General features: G+C 65.9%; 20 protein-coding genes, 1 tRNA gene and 1 pseudogene. 3 read left to right on the top strand and 19 right to left on the bottom strand.

Going from position 1 to position 16,026, the window contains the following annotated elements:
* Positions 1-40: 40 nt before the first annotated feature.
* Positions 41-886: a transporter substrate-binding domain-containing protein gene (locus HW532_RS15985; RefSeq protein ID WP_213161416.1), complete on the bottom strand. Its 846-nt coding sequence runs from the start codon at positions 884-886 to the stop codon at positions 41-43.
* A gap of 33 nt (positions 887-919) precedes the next feature.
* Entirely contained in the window at positions 920-2,221 is a 1,302-nt protein-coding gene (locus tag HW532_RS15980) for an NAD(P)/FAD-dependent oxidoreductase (RefSeq protein WP_213161415.1), read from the bottom strand.
* Between the two features lie 132 nt (positions 2,222-2,353).
* Between HW532_RS15980 and HW532_RS15975 the strand changes: the two genes are divergently transcribed.
* On the top strand, positions 2,354-3,247 hold the full coding sequence (locus tag HW532_RS15975; protein WP_213161414.1) for a LysR substrate-binding domain-containing protein: 894 nt from the start codon (positions 2,354-2,356) through the stop codon (positions 3,245-3,247).
* Here HW532_RS15975 and HW532_RS22180 read toward each other — a convergent pair.
* Positions 3,216-3,468 (bottom strand): annotated as a pseudogene (locus HW532_RS22180) (hypothetical protein); the annotation flags it as partial. The gene HW532_RS15975 and the pseudogene HW532_RS22180 overlap by 32 nt on opposite strands.
* Positions 3,469-3,506: 38 nt before the next feature.
* Positions 3,507-4,538: a permease gene (locus HW532_RS15970; protein ID WP_246479185.1), complete on the bottom strand. Its 1,032-nt coding sequence runs from the start codon at positions 4,536-4,538 to the stop codon at positions 3,507-3,509.
* 97 nt (positions 4,539-4,635) lie between these two features.
* Between HW532_RS15970 and HW532_RS15965 the strand changes: the two genes are divergently transcribed.
* Positions 4,636-5,547 (top strand): LysR family transcriptional regulator, encoded by a 912-nt coding sequence (locus HW532_RS15965; protein ID WP_213161413.1) that lies wholly within the window; start codon positions 4,636-4,638, stop codon positions 5,545-5,547.
* 13 nt (positions 5,548-5,560) lie between these two features.
* Here the strand turns inward: HW532_RS15965 and HW532_RS15960 are convergent.
* Positions 5,561-5,637: transfer RNA gene (locus HW532_RS15960), tRNA-Met, on the bottom strand.
* Positions 5,638-5,856: 219 nt separating this feature from the next.
* Here HW532_RS15960 and HW532_RS15955 point away from each other — a divergent pair.
* Positions 5,857-6,606, top strand: a complete 750-nt coding sequence (locus tag HW532_RS15955) for a DUF72 domain-containing protein (RefSeq protein ID WP_213161412.1) — start codon at positions 5,857-5,859, stop codon at positions 6,604-6,606.
* Positions 6,607-6,651: 45 nt separating this feature from the next.
* Here the strand turns inward: HW532_RS15955 and HW532_RS15950 are convergent, their stop codons facing one another.
* The 14 genes from HW532_RS15950 to HW532_RS15890 form a co-directional block, all read right to left on the bottom strand.
* Positions 6,652-7,374, bottom strand: coding sequence for a class I SAM-dependent methyltransferase (locus HW532_RS15950; protein WP_213161411.1), 723 nt, complete (start codon positions 7,372-7,374; stop codon positions 6,652-6,654).
* A 44-nt stretch (positions 7,375-7,418) separates the two neighbouring features.
* Positions 7,419-8,678 carry a tRNA 2-thiouridine(34) synthase MnmA gene (gene mnmA / locus HW532_RS15945; protein WP_213161410.1) on the bottom strand — a complete coding sequence of 420 codons (1,260 nt, stop codon included), beginning with the start codon at positions 8,676-8,678 and terminating at the stop codon, positions 7,419-7,421.
* Between the two features lie 312 nt (positions 8,679-8,990).
* A complete protein-coding gene (locus HW532_RS15940) occupies positions 8,991-10,217 on the bottom strand; it encodes a site-specific integrase (RefSeq protein WP_213161409.1) in 1,227 nt (408 codons plus the stop codon).
* Entirely contained in the window at positions 10,207-10,485 is a 279-nt protein-coding gene (locus HW532_RS15935) for a hypothetical protein (RefSeq protein WP_213161408.1), read from the bottom strand. The genes HW532_RS15940 and HW532_RS15935 overlap by 11 nt, the downstream gene beginning before the upstream one ends.
* Entirely contained in the window at positions 10,482-10,907 is a 426-nt protein-coding gene (locus HW532_RS15930; protein ID WP_213161407.1) for a hypothetical protein, read from the bottom strand. Before HW532_RS15930 ends, HW532_RS15935 begins: the two co-directional genes overlap by 4 nt.
* A gap of 23 nt (positions 10,908-10,930) precedes the next feature.
* Entirely contained in the window at positions 10,931-11,059 is a 129-nt protein-coding gene (locus HW532_RS22385) for a hypothetical protein (RefSeq protein ID WP_281397132.1), read from the bottom strand.
* Between the two features lie 98 nt (positions 11,060-11,157).
* On the bottom strand, positions 11,158-11,340 hold the full coding sequence (locus HW532_RS15925; protein ID WP_213161406.1) for a hypothetical protein: 183 nt from the start codon (positions 11,338-11,340) through the stop codon (positions 11,158-11,160).
* Positions 11,340-11,555 carry a hypothetical protein gene (locus HW532_RS15920; protein WP_213161405.1) on the bottom strand — a complete coding sequence of 72 codons (216 nt, stop codon included), beginning with the start codon at positions 11,553-11,555 and terminating at the stop codon, positions 11,340-11,342. Before HW532_RS15920 ends, HW532_RS15925 begins: the two co-directional genes overlap by 1 nt.
* A gap of 41 nt (positions 11,556-11,596) precedes the next feature.
* Entirely contained in the window at positions 11,597-11,830 is a 234-nt protein-coding gene (locus tag HW532_RS15915; protein WP_213161404.1) for a hypothetical protein, read from the bottom strand.
* Between the two features lie 55 nt (positions 11,831-11,885).
* A complete protein-coding gene (locus HW532_RS15910; RefSeq protein ID WP_213161403.1) occupies positions 11,886-12,062 on the bottom strand; it encodes a hypothetical protein in 177 nt (58 codons plus the stop codon).
* Positions 12,063-12,451: 389 nt separating this feature from the next.
* A complete protein-coding gene (locus HW532_RS15905) occupies positions 12,452-12,724 on the bottom strand; it encodes a helix-turn-helix domain-containing protein (protein WP_213161402.1) in 273 nt (90 codons plus the stop codon).
* Positions 12,724-12,966, bottom strand: coding sequence for a hypothetical protein (locus HW532_RS15900; RefSeq protein WP_213161401.1), 243 nt, complete (start codon positions 12,964-12,966; stop codon positions 12,724-12,726). The genes HW532_RS15905 and HW532_RS15900 overlap by 1 nt, the downstream gene beginning before the upstream one ends.
* Complete coding sequence (locus tag HW532_RS15895) at positions 12,963-13,310, bottom strand: hypothetical protein (RefSeq protein WP_213161400.1); 348 nt, start codon at positions 13,308-13,310, stop codon at positions 12,963-12,965. Before HW532_RS15895 ends, HW532_RS15900 begins: the two co-directional genes overlap by 4 nt.
* A 53-nt stretch (positions 13,311-13,363) precedes the next feature.
* A complete protein-coding gene (locus HW532_RS15890) occupies positions 13,364-16,021 on the bottom strand; it encodes a DUF6371 domain-containing protein (RefSeq protein ID WP_213161399.1) in 2,658 nt (885 codons plus the stop codon).
* Positions 16,022-16,026: the final 5 nt, after the last annotated feature.

Below are 16,026 nucleotides of genomic sequence, written 5' to 3'. Positions count from 1 at the left end.
CGGCGGAGCCGCCGACGGCCCCGCCGGTCCCGCACGTCTCCTACTCGGCCGCCTTGGGCATCTGGGAGACGTCCCAGAGCTTCAGCTTGGCCTCGATGAGGCCCGGATCGTCCTCATATTTGCGGATCCACTCCTCGAACCGACCCGTCTCCGCCATGCGGTCCAGGGCGGCATTCACATAGGCGACCCAGTCCGTCTCGCCCTTGCGCGCTGCCGCCGCGCGCGTGCCGATCTTGTAGCGGTCGTCGAGCATGCGCAGCCGGTCGTTCTTGGTGGCAAGCCCGAGCTGGACGGGGAAGTCATGCGCATAGGCGACCGCACGCCCCTGCATCATGGCCTGCAATACGTCGGACACGGAGTCGAGGCGCATCTGCTCCACGCCCGGCATGTTCTCGTCGAACCACGAAATCTGCCACGCGCCCTTGACGAGTCCGACCGTCTTGCCGTCGAGATCCTTCATGGACTGGATATCGCTGTCGGCCGGGACGAGGACGCTCGACGCGCTCCAGGCATAGGGCCGGGTGAAATCGACGACCTCGGCGCGCGCCGGTGTCACGCCCATGGTGGCGATCAGCAGGTCGACCTTGCTGCCGACGAGGGACGGGACGCGGTTGGAGCTCGTCACGCAGGTCAGCTCCACCTTGTCGCGGCTGCCGAAGGCGTATTCGGCGAGCTCGCGCGCCATCTCCACCTCGATGCCGACCGGCTTGCCGCTGGCGTCGAGATAGCCGTCGGGCGGGTAGTCGCACTTCACCCCGACCTGGACGACGCCCTGCTGCTCGATCTGGTCGGGCAGCGGCGGCATCTCCGCGGCCTGCGCGCCCACGGTGCACAACACCCCCGCAATGGCGGCCAAGAGACCGCCTCTACTCACTATCCTCACCATGTCTTCTCCCTCCTCTTCCTGATGACGCGCGCGTCATCGCTTCAGGCGATCACGCAGGCCGAAATAGGCAATGACGGCCGGCATGAACCACGGATTGCCCCCGTAGCCGGGAAAGGTCGGATGGATCCTGTCGAACGGAGTGGCCGCCTCCGGACTGCCGAGCGCCTTCAGCGCGGCCTTGTGTCCGAGATAGGGCTGCATGGCGACGCCGGAGCCGCAGCATCCGCCGACATAGTGGATGCCGTCATGGCTCGCCATGTGCGGCAGGGCATCGAAGGTATAGGCGATGAAGCCCGCCCAGGCATGCGTGATCGCGACGTCGCGGAGCTCCGGATAGATGCTGAGCATCTGCTCGCGCAGCATCAGCGCCGCGCGGCGCCTGTCGCGCAGCTCGCTGGCCCCGGCACGGCCGCCGAACAGGAGCCGTGTGCCATCCGGCGACAGGCGCCAGTAATTGTGCAGCTTGCGCGTGTCGCCCATCTGCCGGCCGGCGGGAACCAGCCTCTCTGCAAGGTCCTTGCCCAGCGGCTCGGTCGCGATGATCTGGCTCTGGATGGGGATCAACCGGCGCGCCAGCCAGGCGCTCAGCCGTCCCGTATAGCCGTTGGTCGCCACGATGAGCCTGTCCGCGCGGACCGGGCCGCGCTCGGTCGCGACGGCGAAGCCGGAGCCTGCCCGGTCGAACCCGGTGACCCGTGTCCGGTCGGCGATCGTGGCGCCGGCCGCCTTGGCGGCGTCGGCGAGCCCCTGGTGGAACAGGCCGGGATGGAGATTGCCGTCCGTATGGATGATCCTGCCGCCGGCAAAGGCATCCGAGCCTATGGCGGAGCGCACCTCGCCGGCAGGCACCATTTCCGCCTCGAAGCCGATGGCGGCGCGCCGTCGCTCCAGGTCGCGGGCCATGGCCTCGTAGTCGGCCGGCTTGTGCGCGCCGATGAACCGGCCCGCCTTGCGGTAATGGCAGGCGATGCCGTGCTGAGCGATCAGCCGCTCCAGATGCTGCCGGGCCTCGCGGACGCCGAGATAGTAGTTCACCGCGGCGTCCTGCCCGAAGCGGGCTTCCATTGCGGAGAACGAGATGCGCAGCGTGTCCCCGACCGCGCCGCCATTGCGCGTGCTGGCCCCCTGCCCCAGCGCCTCCGCCTCGAGGACGAGAACGGACAGGCCGTGCCGCGCCGCGGTCAGGGCGGCCGACAGTCCGGCGAAGCCCGATCCGACGATGGCCATGTCGACATTTGCGGGCAGGTTCTCTGTCCGAGGCTCCGGACGAGGCGCCGCCTCCCACCAATAGGGCTCGAAGCTGACAGCCGTCGAGAAGACATCGGTATCCCGCATGGATCATGCTCCTCCCCCGCGCGCCACCGTCCCGATGGAACGGATGCGACGCCCGCATGACAAAGCAGGCCAGAGCGGATACCATGTGGTCAACTCATAAAAATTCACTTATAAAGTCGTAAAACTCATATCATGATCACGCCGCGCCAGATCGAAGCATTCCGCGCCGTCATGCTGACCCGCAGCATGACCGGTGCCGCGCGCATCCTCTCCGTCACCCAGAGCGCCGTCTCCAAGATCATGCACGAGCTGGAGGACGAGCTGGGATTCGTCCTCTTCTCCAGGCGCAAGGGCGGGCTCGAGCCCACGCCGGAGGCGCATGCGCTCTACATGGAGGTCAGGAAGTCCTTTCTCGGTCTCGACAAGATCGCGCGGGCCGCCCAACGCATCCGGGCCGGCCGTCAGGGGCGCCTGAGGATCGTCTCCGTGCCCGCGCTCACCACCGGGTTCCTCCAGAAGGTCGTCCGTGTCTTCCTGGAGTCCGGCCATCGTGTCGAGATAACTCTCGACACCTACAACAACGAGGAGGTGGTCGACCTCGTGGCGCTCGGCCATGCCGACATCGGCATCACCATGACGCCGATCGACAGCTATGCGGTCAATGTCAGTCCGGTCATGACGGCCCCGTGCGTATGCCTCCTGCCGCATGGCCACCGGCTCGCCGCGAAGGAGCGCATCTCGCTTGAGGACCTGCGCGGCGAGCCCTTCATATCGCTTGCGGAGAACACGACGACGCGCATCAGGATCGATGCCGCGTTCCGCGCCGCCAATATCGCCCGCGCGGGCGGTCTCGAGGCCCGCTGGTCGGCGTCCGTCGCGGCTTTCGTCGCGCAAGGGCTGGGCGTCGCGATCATCGAGCCCTTCACCGCCCGCGCGCACGCCCATTGCGGCTATGTCATCCGCCCCCTGAAGCAGAAGATCGAGTTCTCCTTCGCGGAGGTGACGCCCAAGCAGTCCATCCAGAGCACCATCGCGCGCGACTTCCTCGACTGTTTCAGGCAGGAGGTCGCCGCGTTCCAGGCGTGACCGATGGCCTAGGCTCAGGATTCAGCGATTGGAGCCGGAAGATGACGATGGCTGCGATGCAGATGGCTGAGAAGACGGTGTAGGCGCATCGGTCGTATCGGATTGCAAATTCGCCTCCAGTCCTTGAGCCTGGCGAAACGGTTTTCGACCTTGTGGCGCTGGCGGTAGAAGCTCTTGTCATAGGGATAAGGTTTCTTTCTGCTCCGGCTTGAGGGAATGCAGAGAAGCAGGACTCGATCCGTGCCATGCCCGGACGCGATCAGAACAACGCCCCGAATGCCCAGCCCGACAGCATCGACCCGACGGCTGCGAGGCCAAGATACAGAAGAAACGGCTTGAGCCTGAGGACCGGGAAGATGGCCATCGCGCCCCAGATGCTGACGACACCGCCCGAAACCAGGAAAGCCATCGCCGCGCCGGGCGACATTCCATGCTCCAGCAACGCTCGGGTCAAAGGAAGGGCGGCATATCCGTCGATATAGGCCGGGCCGCCAATCACCACGGCGGTGGGAACGGCCCAGACATTGCCGCTGCCGACATAGCCGGTGAACGCATCGGGCTGCAGCCAGCTATTGAGCAGGAACTCGGCCGCAAAGGCCGGCGAGAGAACGAGAACGATCAATCGGCCAAGCGACAGGATTTCCCGTGCAAAGCGCCTTCTCTTTGCCGGATCCCGCCAGATGCGCGGGTCGAAACCGGCGGCCCGGTCGCCGCAGGTGCCGCATGCCGCCCCGAGGGAGCCGACAAGCCTGTTGGACCGCAGCGGCGTTCGCGCCCATTCGCAACCGGCAAACAGGCTCGTCGCGCAGCCACCGAGCAGTCCAAGCCCCAGGGCTGCCAGCGCCTTGCCGATGGCGAACTCCCAGCCGAGCGTCGCCACCGTGGCCGACAGCATCGCCGGCCCGGTGACCGGGGAGGCCAGCCAGAATGCCATCACCGGAGCAAGCGGAACGCCGGCGGCCAGAAGCCCTGCCATCAGCGGGAGGACCGTGACACCGCAGACCGGGATGAGCGCGCCGGTCACCGTCGCCGCGATAACCGTTCGAACGGTCCGACCATGGAACACGGCTGCAACCCGGTCGCCGGCACCGCTGGCTGTAATCCACGCCGCAAGCAGGATACCCGGGATCACGATCGGCGTGACATGGACCAGCCCGGCAATGACGAACGCGAAGATCTCCCACACGAACGCCGGCTGCCACAACACCAGAACCGCGACGGCAACGGCCATCGACAGGCAAACGTGCCTGAGGCCCAGGCGGCGCGAATGGGCGATCCGGGGAACGGACATGACGGGCTCCAGAAACCTCTCCCGGAGACCATGTGGCATTGCCAGATATTTGTGAAACGAGTAGGTTTGAATTCAGCCATCGAAAATTCGAATATCAATGCGCCGTCTGGACAGCGATCTCCTTCGAACCTTCCTCGCCGTCGCCGAGACCGGGAGTGTGACGGGAGGCGCCCGGCGCATTCACCGCTCGCAATCGGCGGCGAGCCTCCAGATCAGGCAGCTCGAAGAGATCATCGGTCAGCGGGTGTTCCGCAGGCATGGGCGCGGGGTCACCCCTACCGCGATCGGCGAACGGCTCCTTCCGGTCGCACGTCGTGTGACGGCATCGCTGGATACGGCCCTGGCGGACCTTCTGGGAGAAGGCCTGCGGGGCAAGCTCAGGATCGGCATTCCCGACGATCACAGCCGCATAGCGCTCGCTCGCATTATCGCGGACTTCGGATCGCGGCATCCCGATGTCGAACTGACCGTGCATTGCGCACTGGGAGCCGGATTCGAAGCCGCATTGGCCGACGGCACACTCGACATTGCCGTTTTCGAGGTTCCCGAACCCTCGGACCGGGACGATGTGCTGCGCCGGGGTGCCTTGACCTGGATGGCGCGCCGGGATGCCGATCTCGACAACGAGGAGATCCTGCCGGTCGCAGTCTTCGACCGCGACTGCTGGTGGAGGGAAGCCGCCCTGGCCGGGCTCGAAGCGGCCAATCGCCGGTATCGGGTGGTCTTCTCCAGCGAAAGCGCAATCGGGGTCCGCTCGGCGGTTCGCGCGGGGATCGCAGCGGGGCTCCTCGGTGAATTCGACGGTCATGACGAGCTGGTCCCGTTGTCGAGCATGCGTGCCCGGACCTTCTCATGGCTGGTGCTGCGACGGTCTCGCGCGGGAACCGGCCATGTCGCCGACGCCATGGGGGATGCGATCCGGCGGGCGTTCCGGGCCGATGAGGGCACGCCCGGAGCCGACCCTCGACTGCAGGCGAGTAGAATCGAGACCTCTAAAAATTGCCAATAAAATCAAGGAGATTTGGTAGCGGAGGAGGGACTTGAACCCCCGACACGCGGATTATGATTCCGCTGCTCTAACCAGCTGAGCTACTCCGCCACAGGGTGGGCCGACCGGTCGGTGCGGCCCGCTGGCGCCGATATAAGGGGGGTGACCGCGGCAAGTCAAGCGGCGGGTGGGCGGTGCCCACACTCTTGTCGTTTTCGTCTCGCACGCTGGGGTACTCATGTGGGATCGCGGCGTGCGCCGCTGCCCAAAACGCGAATGTCCGGCCCCAGCGTTCCGCGCGGGCCCGTCGACGACTGGAGAGGTCCTGCCGTGGCCGATGCCTGGGTGGGAACATCGGGCTGGAGCTACAAGACCTGGCGCGGGCGGTTCTATCCGCGCGGGCTCGCCCAGCGGAACTGGCTCGGGCACTATGCCGGCCATCTGAGAAGCGTCGAGGTGAATGCCACCTTCTACCGCCCGCCCTCCGAGCAGATGATCCAGCACTGGGCCGAGGCGACGCCGGGCCACGGCTTCCGCTTTTCTCTCAAGGCCTGGCGCGCGATCACCCACATGAAGCGGCTGAGGGACTGCGCCGACCATCTGGCAGCATTCTTCGCGGCCACGCGCGCGCTCGGGCACCGGCGCGGCCCCGTCCTGTTCCAGCTTCCTCCGAACTTCGCAAAAGACCTGAAACGCCTCGACACCTTTCTCGCCAGGCTGCCGGCGAACCAGCACTGCGCCATGGAGTTCCGGGACCCGAGCTGGCATGACGAGAAAGTGTTCGCCTGCCTGGAGAAGCACGGCGTCGCCTTCGTGCCCTTCGAGATCGGCCCGCTTTCGGCGCCGCGCATCGTCACGGCCCCCTTCGTCTATGTGCGACTTCATGGGCGCGAGGCTGCCTATCGCGGCCTCTATGACGAGGACGCGCTCCGCGACTGGGCCGAATGGCTCCATGGCGAGCGCGCGAAGGGCCGCGACATCCACATCTATTTCGACAATACCGACACCGACGACGACGCGGTGCGCAACGCGCTGAGGATGCAGGCCCTGCTCGACGGCATGGCCGACAGCGCATCCTGAGGCCGGCTCGTAACCGGCCTCAGAGATCGGGTTCCGGGAGCGGGTTCAGGCAGGAACGTCGCCGACGCGCACGCCGCCCGGCTGGCCGACCGTGCTGGTGCCCGACTTCGGGGCGAGCGGGCGGGCAGCCCCCGGCTCCGTCTTCACGAAACGCAGCATGGTGAACAGGCCGAAGGGCTTGAGCGGCTGCTCCTCCTTCAGCTCCAGATCCTCGCAGACGAGTACCGTGTCGAGCGGAAACTCAGGACGCCAGCCGAGCGCCTCGGCAAACCGGGCCATGCCCTTCTCCACCGCGCCGCGAATACCGTGATCCTGGCTGAAATGGTTGACGACGAGCACCTCGCCGCCGGGCCGGCAGACCCGCGCGAGTTCGCGCATCACGCGCTCGGGATCGGGCACCACCGTCATCACATACATGGCGACGACGACATCGAAGCTGTTGTCCTCGAACGCCATGTCGGAGGCGTCCATCTCCTCGATGGCGGCGACATTGTCGAGCCCGCGGCGCGCCACCCGGGCGCGCGCCTTGGCCAGCATCTCCGGGCTCAGGTCGATGCCCGTGACCTCGATCTCGGGGCGATAGCGCGGCAGCGACATGCCCGTACCCACACCGACTTCGAGAACCCGTCCCCTGCGACGGTTGATGAAGTCGACCGTCCGCGAGCGCCCGAACTCCGCGACCAGGCCGAAGGTCATGTCGTAGACCGGCGCCCAGCGCGCATAGGCGCGGCGTACCGCCTCCTCCTTCATCTCCGTGAGCTTGCTCAATGACCGCTCCCTTTTCGCCGCGCGATACGGCATCATAATCCTCGTCAGCGGCCCACCGCCACCATTTGCCGGTTGTCGGCAAAATGGGCGTGACGCTCCGCCTCCAGTTCCCATTCCGTCGGGGCGGAGGCGATCCAGCCACCGCCCAGCACTCGTGCGCCGGAGCCCGGCGCCTCGTAGAAGACGCATGCCTGCCCCGGCGAAACGCCGTAATCGCCGTCCGAAAGGCACACGCTCGCCCGCCCGTCGCGCACCGTCAGCCGCGCCGGCATGGGAGGCCGCGTGGACCGGATGCGGACATGGAGGTCGATCCCCTCTTCCGGCACATCGTCCAGACCGGCCGCACCCAGCCAGTTGACGTCGCGCAATATCATGGTGCGGCACAATAAGGCTTCTTTCGGGCCGACAATAAGGCGGCGCGTCGCCGGCTCGATGCGGAGCACGAAGAGCGGTTCGCCGTCCGCCACGCCCAGCCCGCGGCGCTGGCCGATCGTATAGTGCACGATGCCGCGATGGCGCCCGAGGACCCGCCCGTCAATATGGACGATATCGCCCGGCTCGCCGGCATGCGGACGCAGCCGCTCCACGACCGTGGCATAGCGCCCGTCCGGCACGAAGCAGATATCCTGGCTGTCCGGCTTGTCGGCGACCGCGAGGCCGAACTCCGCGGCGAGCCGTCGGACTTGCGGCTTGGTCATCGTCCCGAGCGGGAAGCGAAGATAGTCGAGCTGGTCTTGTGTGGTGGCGAACAGGAAATAGCTCTGGTCGCGATCGGGATCGGCTGCCGTCAGGAGATCGCGGTGGCCCGACCCGTCTCCGCGGTCGCGGCTCGCGATGTAGTGGCCCGTGGCGAGCGCCTGTGCGCCCAGATCGCGGGCCATGCCGAGCAGGTCGCGGAACTTGACCCCCTGATTGCAGCGCACGCAGGGTATGGGCGTCTCGCCGGCCAGATAGCTGTCGGCGAAGTCCTCGATGACTGAATCGCGGAACCGGGATTCGTAGTCGAGAACGTAATGGGGAATGCCGATCGCCTCCGCGACCCGGCGGGCATCGTGAATGTCCTGGCCGGCGCAGCATGTGCGCCCGCGCGCCGTGGCCGCACCGTGATCGTAGAGCTGGAGGGTGATGCCGACGACGTCGTAGCCCGCACGCTTGAGCAGGGCGGCGACCAGCGAGGAATCGACACCGCCCGACATCGCGACCACGACGCGCGTCTGCGACGGATGGCCGGGCAGGTCCATGCCGTCGGGCCCATGGCCCGCGCACAGCGCCCCCACGCAGTCTGTCGTCGTCCCGGTCAGCATGAGATTATCGGTCGAATACCTGCCTCGTTCGTGCGTCGGTATATGGCGATCAATATGGTGCAGGCAAATGCAAAATCACAAGTGGTAGCCTGTAACCCCCGGGATACGCCCCGGTTTTTCGCCCTGTCCGACCCTTTCGGCACCGCCCGGACCCTTCCGTTCGCGTGCAGGCCGCGGGCATTTCTGGCGATTTTGTCCCTCACTTTTTAGCGCTTTTTTAAAGCGAAACCTTTGGCTGTGATCTGTCAAGGTCCTGAAATCACGCCTGTTCTGCAATCATCAAAGTTATTCGTTCCGACCGACGTTCCGACGTTACGTTCCGGTCGCGTTCCTACGCGCCGCCGCGCGCAGCTCCGCAACCCTCGACGTCTTCTCCAGTGTGCGACGGTTGTAGCGCCCAGTCGTGGAGATGTTCCGGTGCTGGGCGTGATGCCGCATCAGCTCGACGTCGACGCCGTAGTCGCCGAGCTCTGTCAGGCCGCCGGCGCGGCTGTCACGGCTCTGCACCGTGGACGGGACGTCGACCGCATCGGCGATCTTGCGCCAGACCGCCGTGAAGGTCGCCCGGGTCCACGGGCGGCCGGTATTCTCGTTGATGATGATGGGGCCGACGCGCTTGCCGGCGGGGACACGCTCCAGCTCCTGCATCACGAGCGGATAAAGCCGAAGGTTGAAGACGGCCTCCTGGCCGGTCTTCGTCGTCTTCTTCCGCAGGATCAGGTCCGCATCGATATGCGACCAGAGCAGGCCGTTCATCCAGACCTTTCCGTGATCGTTGCGGATCCCGGAGACGTCCGGGGCGTAGGACTGCGGGACCCACTCCCCGATCACGTCCTTCTGGCGGAGCGTCAACTCGTACTGGATCGCCTGCGCCAGCGCGAGGCTGTGCCGCCCCCGCCGATGCGCCTCACCGATGATGGCGACGACATGGTCGTAGGTGAGATAGTCCTCGCGCGGTGTCGGCGCCTGCAGGCGGACCTCGGAAAAGGCCCGGTGCAACCGGTCGCACTCCGGCAGACCCAGCGAGACACCGAAGGCAACAGCATCCCGGAGGCGGCAGCAATAGAAGTGGGCGCGGGGCACCCGTTCCTTTCCACCTGGTTTCGCTGGTTTCGCGAGCTCGCGGTACCATCGCTTGAGATCGATGCCGACGATGTTGACGAGCTTCTTGTGGCCGATGGCCTTGCGCATCGTCTTGATCGCGGACCGATAGCTCTCCGCCGAACACCACTTCACGGACTGCATCGGGCTGTCGTCGTGGCGCTCGTAGTAGTCCAGAACGCTGTTGACGGTCCCGTCGAACTGCAGGCGGGATCGCTGTTTCCCGGCAAGCCATTCCCGCAACTCGGCGGTCAGCCGTCGGCACTCCGCGGCGCGGTCCGCTTCGGTGTCCCCGATCAGCCTGGCCGTCTTCGGGAGAAAGCCCTTGGTATCGCGGACCACCTTGCCGGCGACCCAGTAGTAGGTTGTCGATCCGTCGCGGTTCTGTCGTGTCTTGAGACCTGGCGACCACAGCGGGTCGGTGGGATCACGTCTCATCCCAATACTCCTTCTCGTGAACGGAGATTGACCTTGACGGATCCAGACTAGTCTCAAGCCCGGCGCGGCGGTAGAGGAAGGCTTTGACGGCGGGCCAGAACCACATGCCGGTGATATGGTCGGCCGGCGGCATCCCGATGCGCTCGAACTCGGCGCGGACCCGCCGCCACTTCTTCTCTCCCATGCCGAGACGGCGCCTCAGTTCGGCCTCGGAGACGAACATCGGCTCCGGCTGAACGGCAACGGCATGATCGAGGCGTTCGGTCATATCTCGTATGCCCTGAGATGGCCTTGCACGGTGCCCCAGCTCATGGCGCGGATACAGAATGGCTCGCGGACATAGCTGTGCATCTGCGCCGCCGCGCCGAGCGCAGCGGCGATCCGCTTCGCTGGCGCTCTCCGCGTCGAGACGGCCATGGCGCCGAGCGCAAGCTGCCAGCCGCTTCCCACAGCCGCGAAGGAGTTGGCCGGCTCCGTCACCGCGAAGTCCTCCTGCACCATGAAGAGCCGGCCCACGAAGCCGACGAGAAAGTCGCCGCCGGCCTCACGGCCGTCCTTGCTCGTGGCAAACCCACCAGAGGACAGGCAGGACCGAACGGCATCGACGAACTCCGTCGCCATGAAGTGCTCCACGTCGCTGCCGATCCGGTAGTCGGGAACCTCCAGGTGATGGGCGAGGATCTGGCCCATGCGGAACGATGTCGTGTAGCCGATCAGGAAGGGCCCACGCTGAACACCTTCGGCGCCTTCTGGAGAAACGTCGTACCGTGGCCGTCGACGGCGGCGCTGTCACCGCCGATATAGACGATGCCATGATGCGCAAGTCCCACGATACAGGTCATGCTGGCAACCCGATCCAGAGCATGGCGATGCCGCCGAAGAGGATCGCCACGAAGGCGGCGGATACGATGTCGTCGATGTCGATCATGGCTGCTTTCCCCTACCCGATGCCGGCCCGGATCCGGGCCCGTTCCCGTTCGATCTCGGCATAGGCCTGCGCCTTGCCGGCATTGAACCCGGCCTCGAAGTCCTCGCGGGCGCGGGCGTGTTCGTTGATGCGTCCCTCGATGCGCTCGCCACTGCGCCACCACGCGCTAAAGGCTTGTCGGATCTGGTCCGGCATTACTGATCCTCCGGCTCGATGCGGTCGTAGAAGAGCTTGGAGCGCTTCTCGGCGGCGGTGACCGGTTCGTCCGGTGGCGCCATCAGTGCAGCGATGACAAAGCCCACGATCACCACCGCCAAGAGCGAAAGCACGCGGATTACCGCCCGCCGCTGGCGTTCCCGCCTTTCGCGGCCAAGGCGCCTGGCATCGATCTCGTCATGGATAACCGGCATCGTTGCGTCCTTCCGTGATGCTGCGGACCGGCGCGCCCGCGCTAGTCCTCGCCCTCATGCGCCCGCAGCGCCTGGTCGATCCACTCTGCGAGGCCGCGGAGATGGTCGAGACCGAGATCAGCACGAGCCTCCAGACCGTCGTTCCAGAGTGTGATGCGGAATGGGCGGAGGCGATGCGGCGGCGTAACGGGATCGAGCTCCTGGATCTCAACGCTGGCGTAGAACGTGCCGGCCCTGCCGCCGTGCTCGATCTGAATGCGCTTGGGTTTATGCATGGGACGATCCTCCGTGCTCCGGCTGGGCGGCACCCGGAGATGCCGCCGGGGCGGGTCACGCGGTCTCGTGGAGTACGGCCGTGCGGACAACGCGACGTTCCATGCGCGGGCCGCGTTCCCAATAATGGGCGCCATCCACCTCAATGGTCGCGAGGGGGCCGTCTATGGAGATCAGCTTGACCGGCATGCGATGGCCGCCCTGTTGAATGAAAACCGTGTCTCCCTTCTTCACCTTCCTATCCTCCGTGCAAACCCGTCTGTAGCGTTTCGCTACAAATGACATCAAACGCTTCATTTGTCAATTTTATCGCATCATATATGCGTTGACGTCATTTGTGGCTCTGATAATATCTGCGCGTTGCCCTTCATCTGGGCGTTTCCTCCCTGCACTAGGCCCCGCTTCGGCGGGGCCTTTTTTTGTTGACTATCGCATCATACGCTTCTAGCGTCTCTCACGCGTCTGTTGTGTATCTCTCATCCCTCACGGTCTTCGGGCCGGATACACAGAAGCCCCACGGTTCCCCGGCCGTGGGGCTTCGTTTTTCCGCGCATACGAAAACGCCCCGGCCGGGAGAGCGGCCAGGGCGCGAGTTAGGCAATGTATCGGCTCAGGGTATTGGTCTAGGTCACCTCCTTTTCCTCTTCGTCTTCGATCTCTTCGTCGACCGGCTTCTCCTGCATGAAGGTGGTCGGGACCGTCTCCAGCCACTTGCAGAGGTTGAAGAAGGTCTCCGCCTGACAGGCCTTGCCGGCCTCGACAGAGTTGATGACGCTGTGCGTCACCCCACTCTCCTTCTCGACCTTCCGCAGGCTGTGACCGAGCGCCTTGCGCCGATCCCGAACCGCCGCGCCGAAGGCCCTGTAGTCGAGCTTGTAGTGCGTATGTGCTTCCATCAGATCACCATCGTCCAGATCGCCCATAGCCCCCAGACGATGGCGCCCGCCGCCGCCGGAAAGAGCCATTCCCTGTGGACGTGCCATGACCACTCATGGACCGCCCATCCGTTCTGCGCCACCTCCCGGAGGATCCAGAGCGCGGCGTTGACGACAACCGCGCCGAGCCCCCAGGGAAGCAGAAGCGCCGCCGCCACGATGGGGACGGCGCCGGCGACGTGCAGTGCTTCGTCGCGTGTCATTGGATCATCCTGACCTTCTGCGCGTTGCGCGCCGCATCGAGGGCCGATTGCTTGGCCTCTTCCAGCGCGTCCGGCAGCCAGTGCGGCCACGTCCCCTCTTCGTAACCCGGCGCCATCGCCTGAAAGACCGCGTAGCCCAGCGCTGGCGCGGTCTCGACAAGGAAGTCCTCCGGATCCACTCCCTCTTTCCGCAACCGATCATAGGCGTCGACGAGCGCCTTATAGACCGCCCCTGTGATCGTGTAGTAGGCGAGCTCGTCCTTTGTCGTGGCGGCATCCTTGAGCTTCTGGAGCTCCAAATCGAACTCTTCGCGCGCCTTGGTGTTGTCATCGGTCGCCGACATGGCTACCCCCGTTTCTGCGTCTCTATGTGCCTCATTTGTAGCACTTTGCTACACTAGTCGCAGGTGTCATCAGCGTCAACGGCGATAGCCGTAAGCGGCACCGACGTCACCCGCTGCACCCCGCTGGGAAAGCGGCATGCCCCGGCCGACCGCGCGCCGTCGATCCGCTGCAGGATCCGCCCCCAGTTCCGGGACCACGGCGTGCCATCCAGAATTTTCGCTATCGCGGTGTGATTGTTGGAGATCAGGACCTCGTCGCCCTCGCGCTCGACGCGGATGCCGTAGCGCTTGAGATGGTCCTCGGCGATCTCGGCGCTCATGAAATCGTCGTTGCGGGCCCAGGCGGCGTGCACGATCTCGCTGATCGATCGCTCGTACCGCGACTTGTGGACCATGACCGGGATCTGATGCTCCATGAGGCGTTGCAGGCACTGCATCTCGTCCTTTTCCTCGGAGAGCTGGGTCTCGTCGGTCCAGTCCTGTTGCGCGACCCAGGCCTCGGCTTCCTCTGCGCTGATCTCGTTTGCGCTGTGCAGCGCGTAGGCGCCGGCGAGCAGGGCGCCGATCTGGTCACCGAGCCGGCGGGTCCCGATCACCTTGGCGCCGGCGAGCGCGAAGGTCTCCGCGTTCTTCTGGATCGTGGGGATCATGCGGATGATGCGGGCATGCATCCGTTCGACATAGCGTTTCGTCAGCGTCGACGCCCAGACCTCCTGGAGCTTGCCGAAGTGTTTCAGCCGGTCCTCCGAGCTCGCCTTGCCAGCGGTCAAGCCGAGCACGCTGACACGGGTGTGATCGGCCTGTTGCTGGAGCCCCACCGCCACAGACGCGAAGGCGAACATCGACCGGATCCGGTAGGCGACGCTGCCGCCGGTGGCGGACCCCTTGATGATCGCGGCGCCGGTCTCGCTCGACGACTGCCGCATCAGCGCCATGACGTTCTGGATACGGGCCTGTGCCCGCTGATTTTCGCCCTCGGCCTCGTCGAAGATGACGGGCCTCGCATCGGTCTTGAGCGTGGAGCGCAGCCCGGCCTCGGTCGTCTCCGATGCCACCGACAGCGCGATGTCGCCGAGCATGCGGGAGACGATGTTCTCGTAGACCCAGCTCTTGCCGGTACCGGGGCCGCCGGTGATCCAGATATGCGGCCGCCATTTCAGGACGCCGCAGATCGGCGCCAGGACGCACCAGCCGGCGAGAAGGAGCGCATCGATGGGCCGCTCCCATGTCAGCATCTTGCAGAGCTCGACGAACTCATGGGCCTCGCGCGACGTCAGCGGCTCGTCGAGATTGACCCGGATCATGGCCGACGCCTCATAGATGTACCGGCTCGAAAAATCGGACAGCGACCGCATCTCTCCGTCGACCACGAGAAAATCGCCCATGTGCAGGACCGCACGGCCGTCGTCGAGCCATGCCCCGCGGCCACGGATCCGCGTCGGATCATAGACGCCGGCGCGCTCCGACATGCGGATCAGGCCGTTTGCCGCGGCGTTCCAGTCAGCACCCTGTTTCGAAGGGAACTCCCGCTCCCAGAACTGGAGCGGTGCCAGCATAAGCAATTGCCCGGCGGTGTGCCCAGCGCCGGAGAGCTCGATCACCTGCCGGGCACCATGGGCGAGATAGTAGTAGCGGCCATGATCGTAGCCGAGACACTGGAACGGCCATTGATCCGGCTCGACATCGCCGAACGGGGCCGGATCCGGCAGCGGTGGCTCATCATCGCGCGGCGGCTCCCGCTCCATCCGTTCCTGGATCACGTCCGGCGTCACCAGCGCGGACTTGATCCAGGCCTTGGCATCCTCCGGGGTCCAGCCCTCATCGAGGGCATCGGCGGCGTCCCAGCCATCGGGCACCGTCTCCGGCGGCAGCGCGATCCGGACACCGGCCGCATCGGGCCCCACGATCCGGGCGATGGCGAGCGCCGCCTTGGTCCCGGGCTCGTCGGCATCGGGCCAGATCACGACCTTACGACCGGCCAGGGGCGACCAATCCGTGTACTGCACCGCATTGGTGCCGCCGGGCCAGGTGACGACGACGGCGGACGGCAACAGGATCCGAGCCGCATCCGTCGCCTTCTCGCCCTCGGCGACAACGACTTGCGTCGTGGGGTGCGCGGCGAGGGCATCGAGGCCGTAGAGCGGGCGCGGCTTCGAGAAAGACAGCCAGCGCCAGGACCGGCGGCCGTCGCTGTTGACGCAATAGGACTGCGGGATGATCTCCTTGGAGCCGTCCGGCAGGTCGAACCGGCAGATGTAGCCGAGCAGCCGGCCCTCGGCGTCGCGATAGGTCCAGGTCATCGCGGCCTTGCCGTGGGCCTTGTGCCGATCCATCGCGGCGCCAGCCGTCTCCGGGACCGGCGCCAGGGGCGTCCACTTCCCGCGGCGGCCATTCGCCTTTGGCGTCGGTGCCGTGGCCTCCGCTACGGTTCCGATGGCGCCGCCCAGTTCCTTGGCCGCATCGCCCTGCGAGATGCCGCGCATCGCGGCGTAGAGGCTGACCGGATCGCCGCCGCGATCACCGGTGGCGAAGTCGGCCCAGGCACCGGACTTGGTGTTGATGGAGAGACTGTCGCCGGCCTCGCCCTGCAGGGATCCGACCTTGAACTCGTGACCGTGCACCTTGCCAGACGGGAACCACGAATGGAGCAAGCCGGGATAGGCGGCGAGCGCAGCCGCATTGATGGCGTCGAAATCGGGGCCTGCTGTCATCAGCC

This window comes from Kaustia mangrovi (assembly GCF_015482775.1).
Taxonomy (GTDB): Bacteria; Pseudomonadota; Alphaproteobacteria; order Rhizobiales; family Im1; genus Kaustia; species Kaustia mangrovi.
The sequence above is the reverse complement of the archived record's forward strand: the minus strand, read 5'-3'. Positions and strand labels throughout refer to the sequence as shown.

Excerpts from the sequence above, each read along its gene's own strand:
- HW532_RS22385 (WP_281397132.1), bottom strand. The coding sequence starts at position 11,059 with ATGACCTGTATCGTGGGACTTGCGCATCATGGCATCGTCTATATCGGC.
- HW532_RS15905 (WP_213161402.1), bottom strand. The coding sequence starts at position 12,724 with ATGGAAGCACATACGCACTACAAGCTCGACTACAGGGCCTTCGGCGCG.
- HW532_RS15935 (WP_213161408.1), bottom strand. The coding sequence starts at position 10,485 with ATGACCGAACGCCTCGATCATGCCGTTGCCGTTCAGCCGGAGCCGATG.
- HW532_RS15920 (WP_213161405.1), bottom strand. The coding sequence starts at position 11,555 with ATGCCGGTTATCCATGACGAGATCGATGCCAGGCGCCTTGGCCGCGAA.
- HW532_RS15985 (WP_213161416.1), bottom strand. The coding sequence starts at position 886 with ATGGTGAGGATAGTGAGTAGAGGCGGTCTCTTGGCCGCCATTGCGGGG.
- HW532_RS15940 (WP_213161409.1), bottom strand. The coding sequence starts at position 10,217 with ATGAGACGTGATCCCACCGACCCGCTGTGGTCGCCAGGTCTCAAGACA.
- HW532_RS15975 (WP_213161414.1), top strand. The coding sequence starts at position 2,354 with ATGATCACGCCGCGCCAGATCGAAGCATTCCGCGCCGTCATGCTGACC.
- HW532_RS15915 (WP_213161404.1), bottom strand. The coding sequence starts at position 11,830 with ATGCATAAACCCAAGCGCATTCAGATCGAGCACGGCGGCAGGGCCGGC.
- HW532_RS15965 (WP_213161413.1), top strand. The coding sequence starts at position 4,636 with ATGCGCCGTCTGGACAGCGATCTCCTTCGAACCTTCCTCGCCGTCGCC.
- HW532_RS15925 (WP_213161406.1), bottom strand. The coding sequence starts at position 11,340 with ATGCCGGACCAGATCCGACAAGCCTTTAGCGCGTGGTGGCGCAGTGGC.
- HW532_RS15980 (WP_213161415.1), bottom strand. The coding sequence starts at position 2,221 with ATGCGGGATACCGATGTCTTCTCGACGGCTGTCAGCTTCGAGCCCTAT.
- HW532_RS15900 (WP_213161401.1), bottom strand. The coding sequence starts at position 12,966 with ATGACACGCGACGAAGCACTGCACGTCGCCGGCGCCGTCCCCATCGTG.
- HW532_RS15890 (WP_213161399.1), bottom strand. The coding sequence starts at position 16,021 with ATGACAGCAGGCCCCGATTTCGACGCCATCAATGCGGCTGCGCTCGCC.
- mnmA (WP_213161410.1), bottom strand. The coding sequence starts at position 8,678 with ATGCTGACCGGGACGACGACAGACTGCGTGGGGGCGCTGTGCGCGGGC.
- HW532_RS15895 (WP_213161400.1), bottom strand. The coding sequence starts at position 13,310 with ATGTCGGCGACCGATGACAACACCAAGGCGCGCGAAGAGTTCGATTTG.
- HW532_RS15970 (WP_246479185.1), bottom strand. The coding sequence starts at position 4,538 with ATGTCCGTTCCCCGGATCGCCCATTCGCGCCGCCTGGGCCTCAGGCAC.
- HW532_RS15930 (WP_213161407.1), bottom strand. The coding sequence starts at position 10,907 with ATGGGCCAGATCCTCGCCCATCACCTGGAGGTTCCCGACTACCGGATC.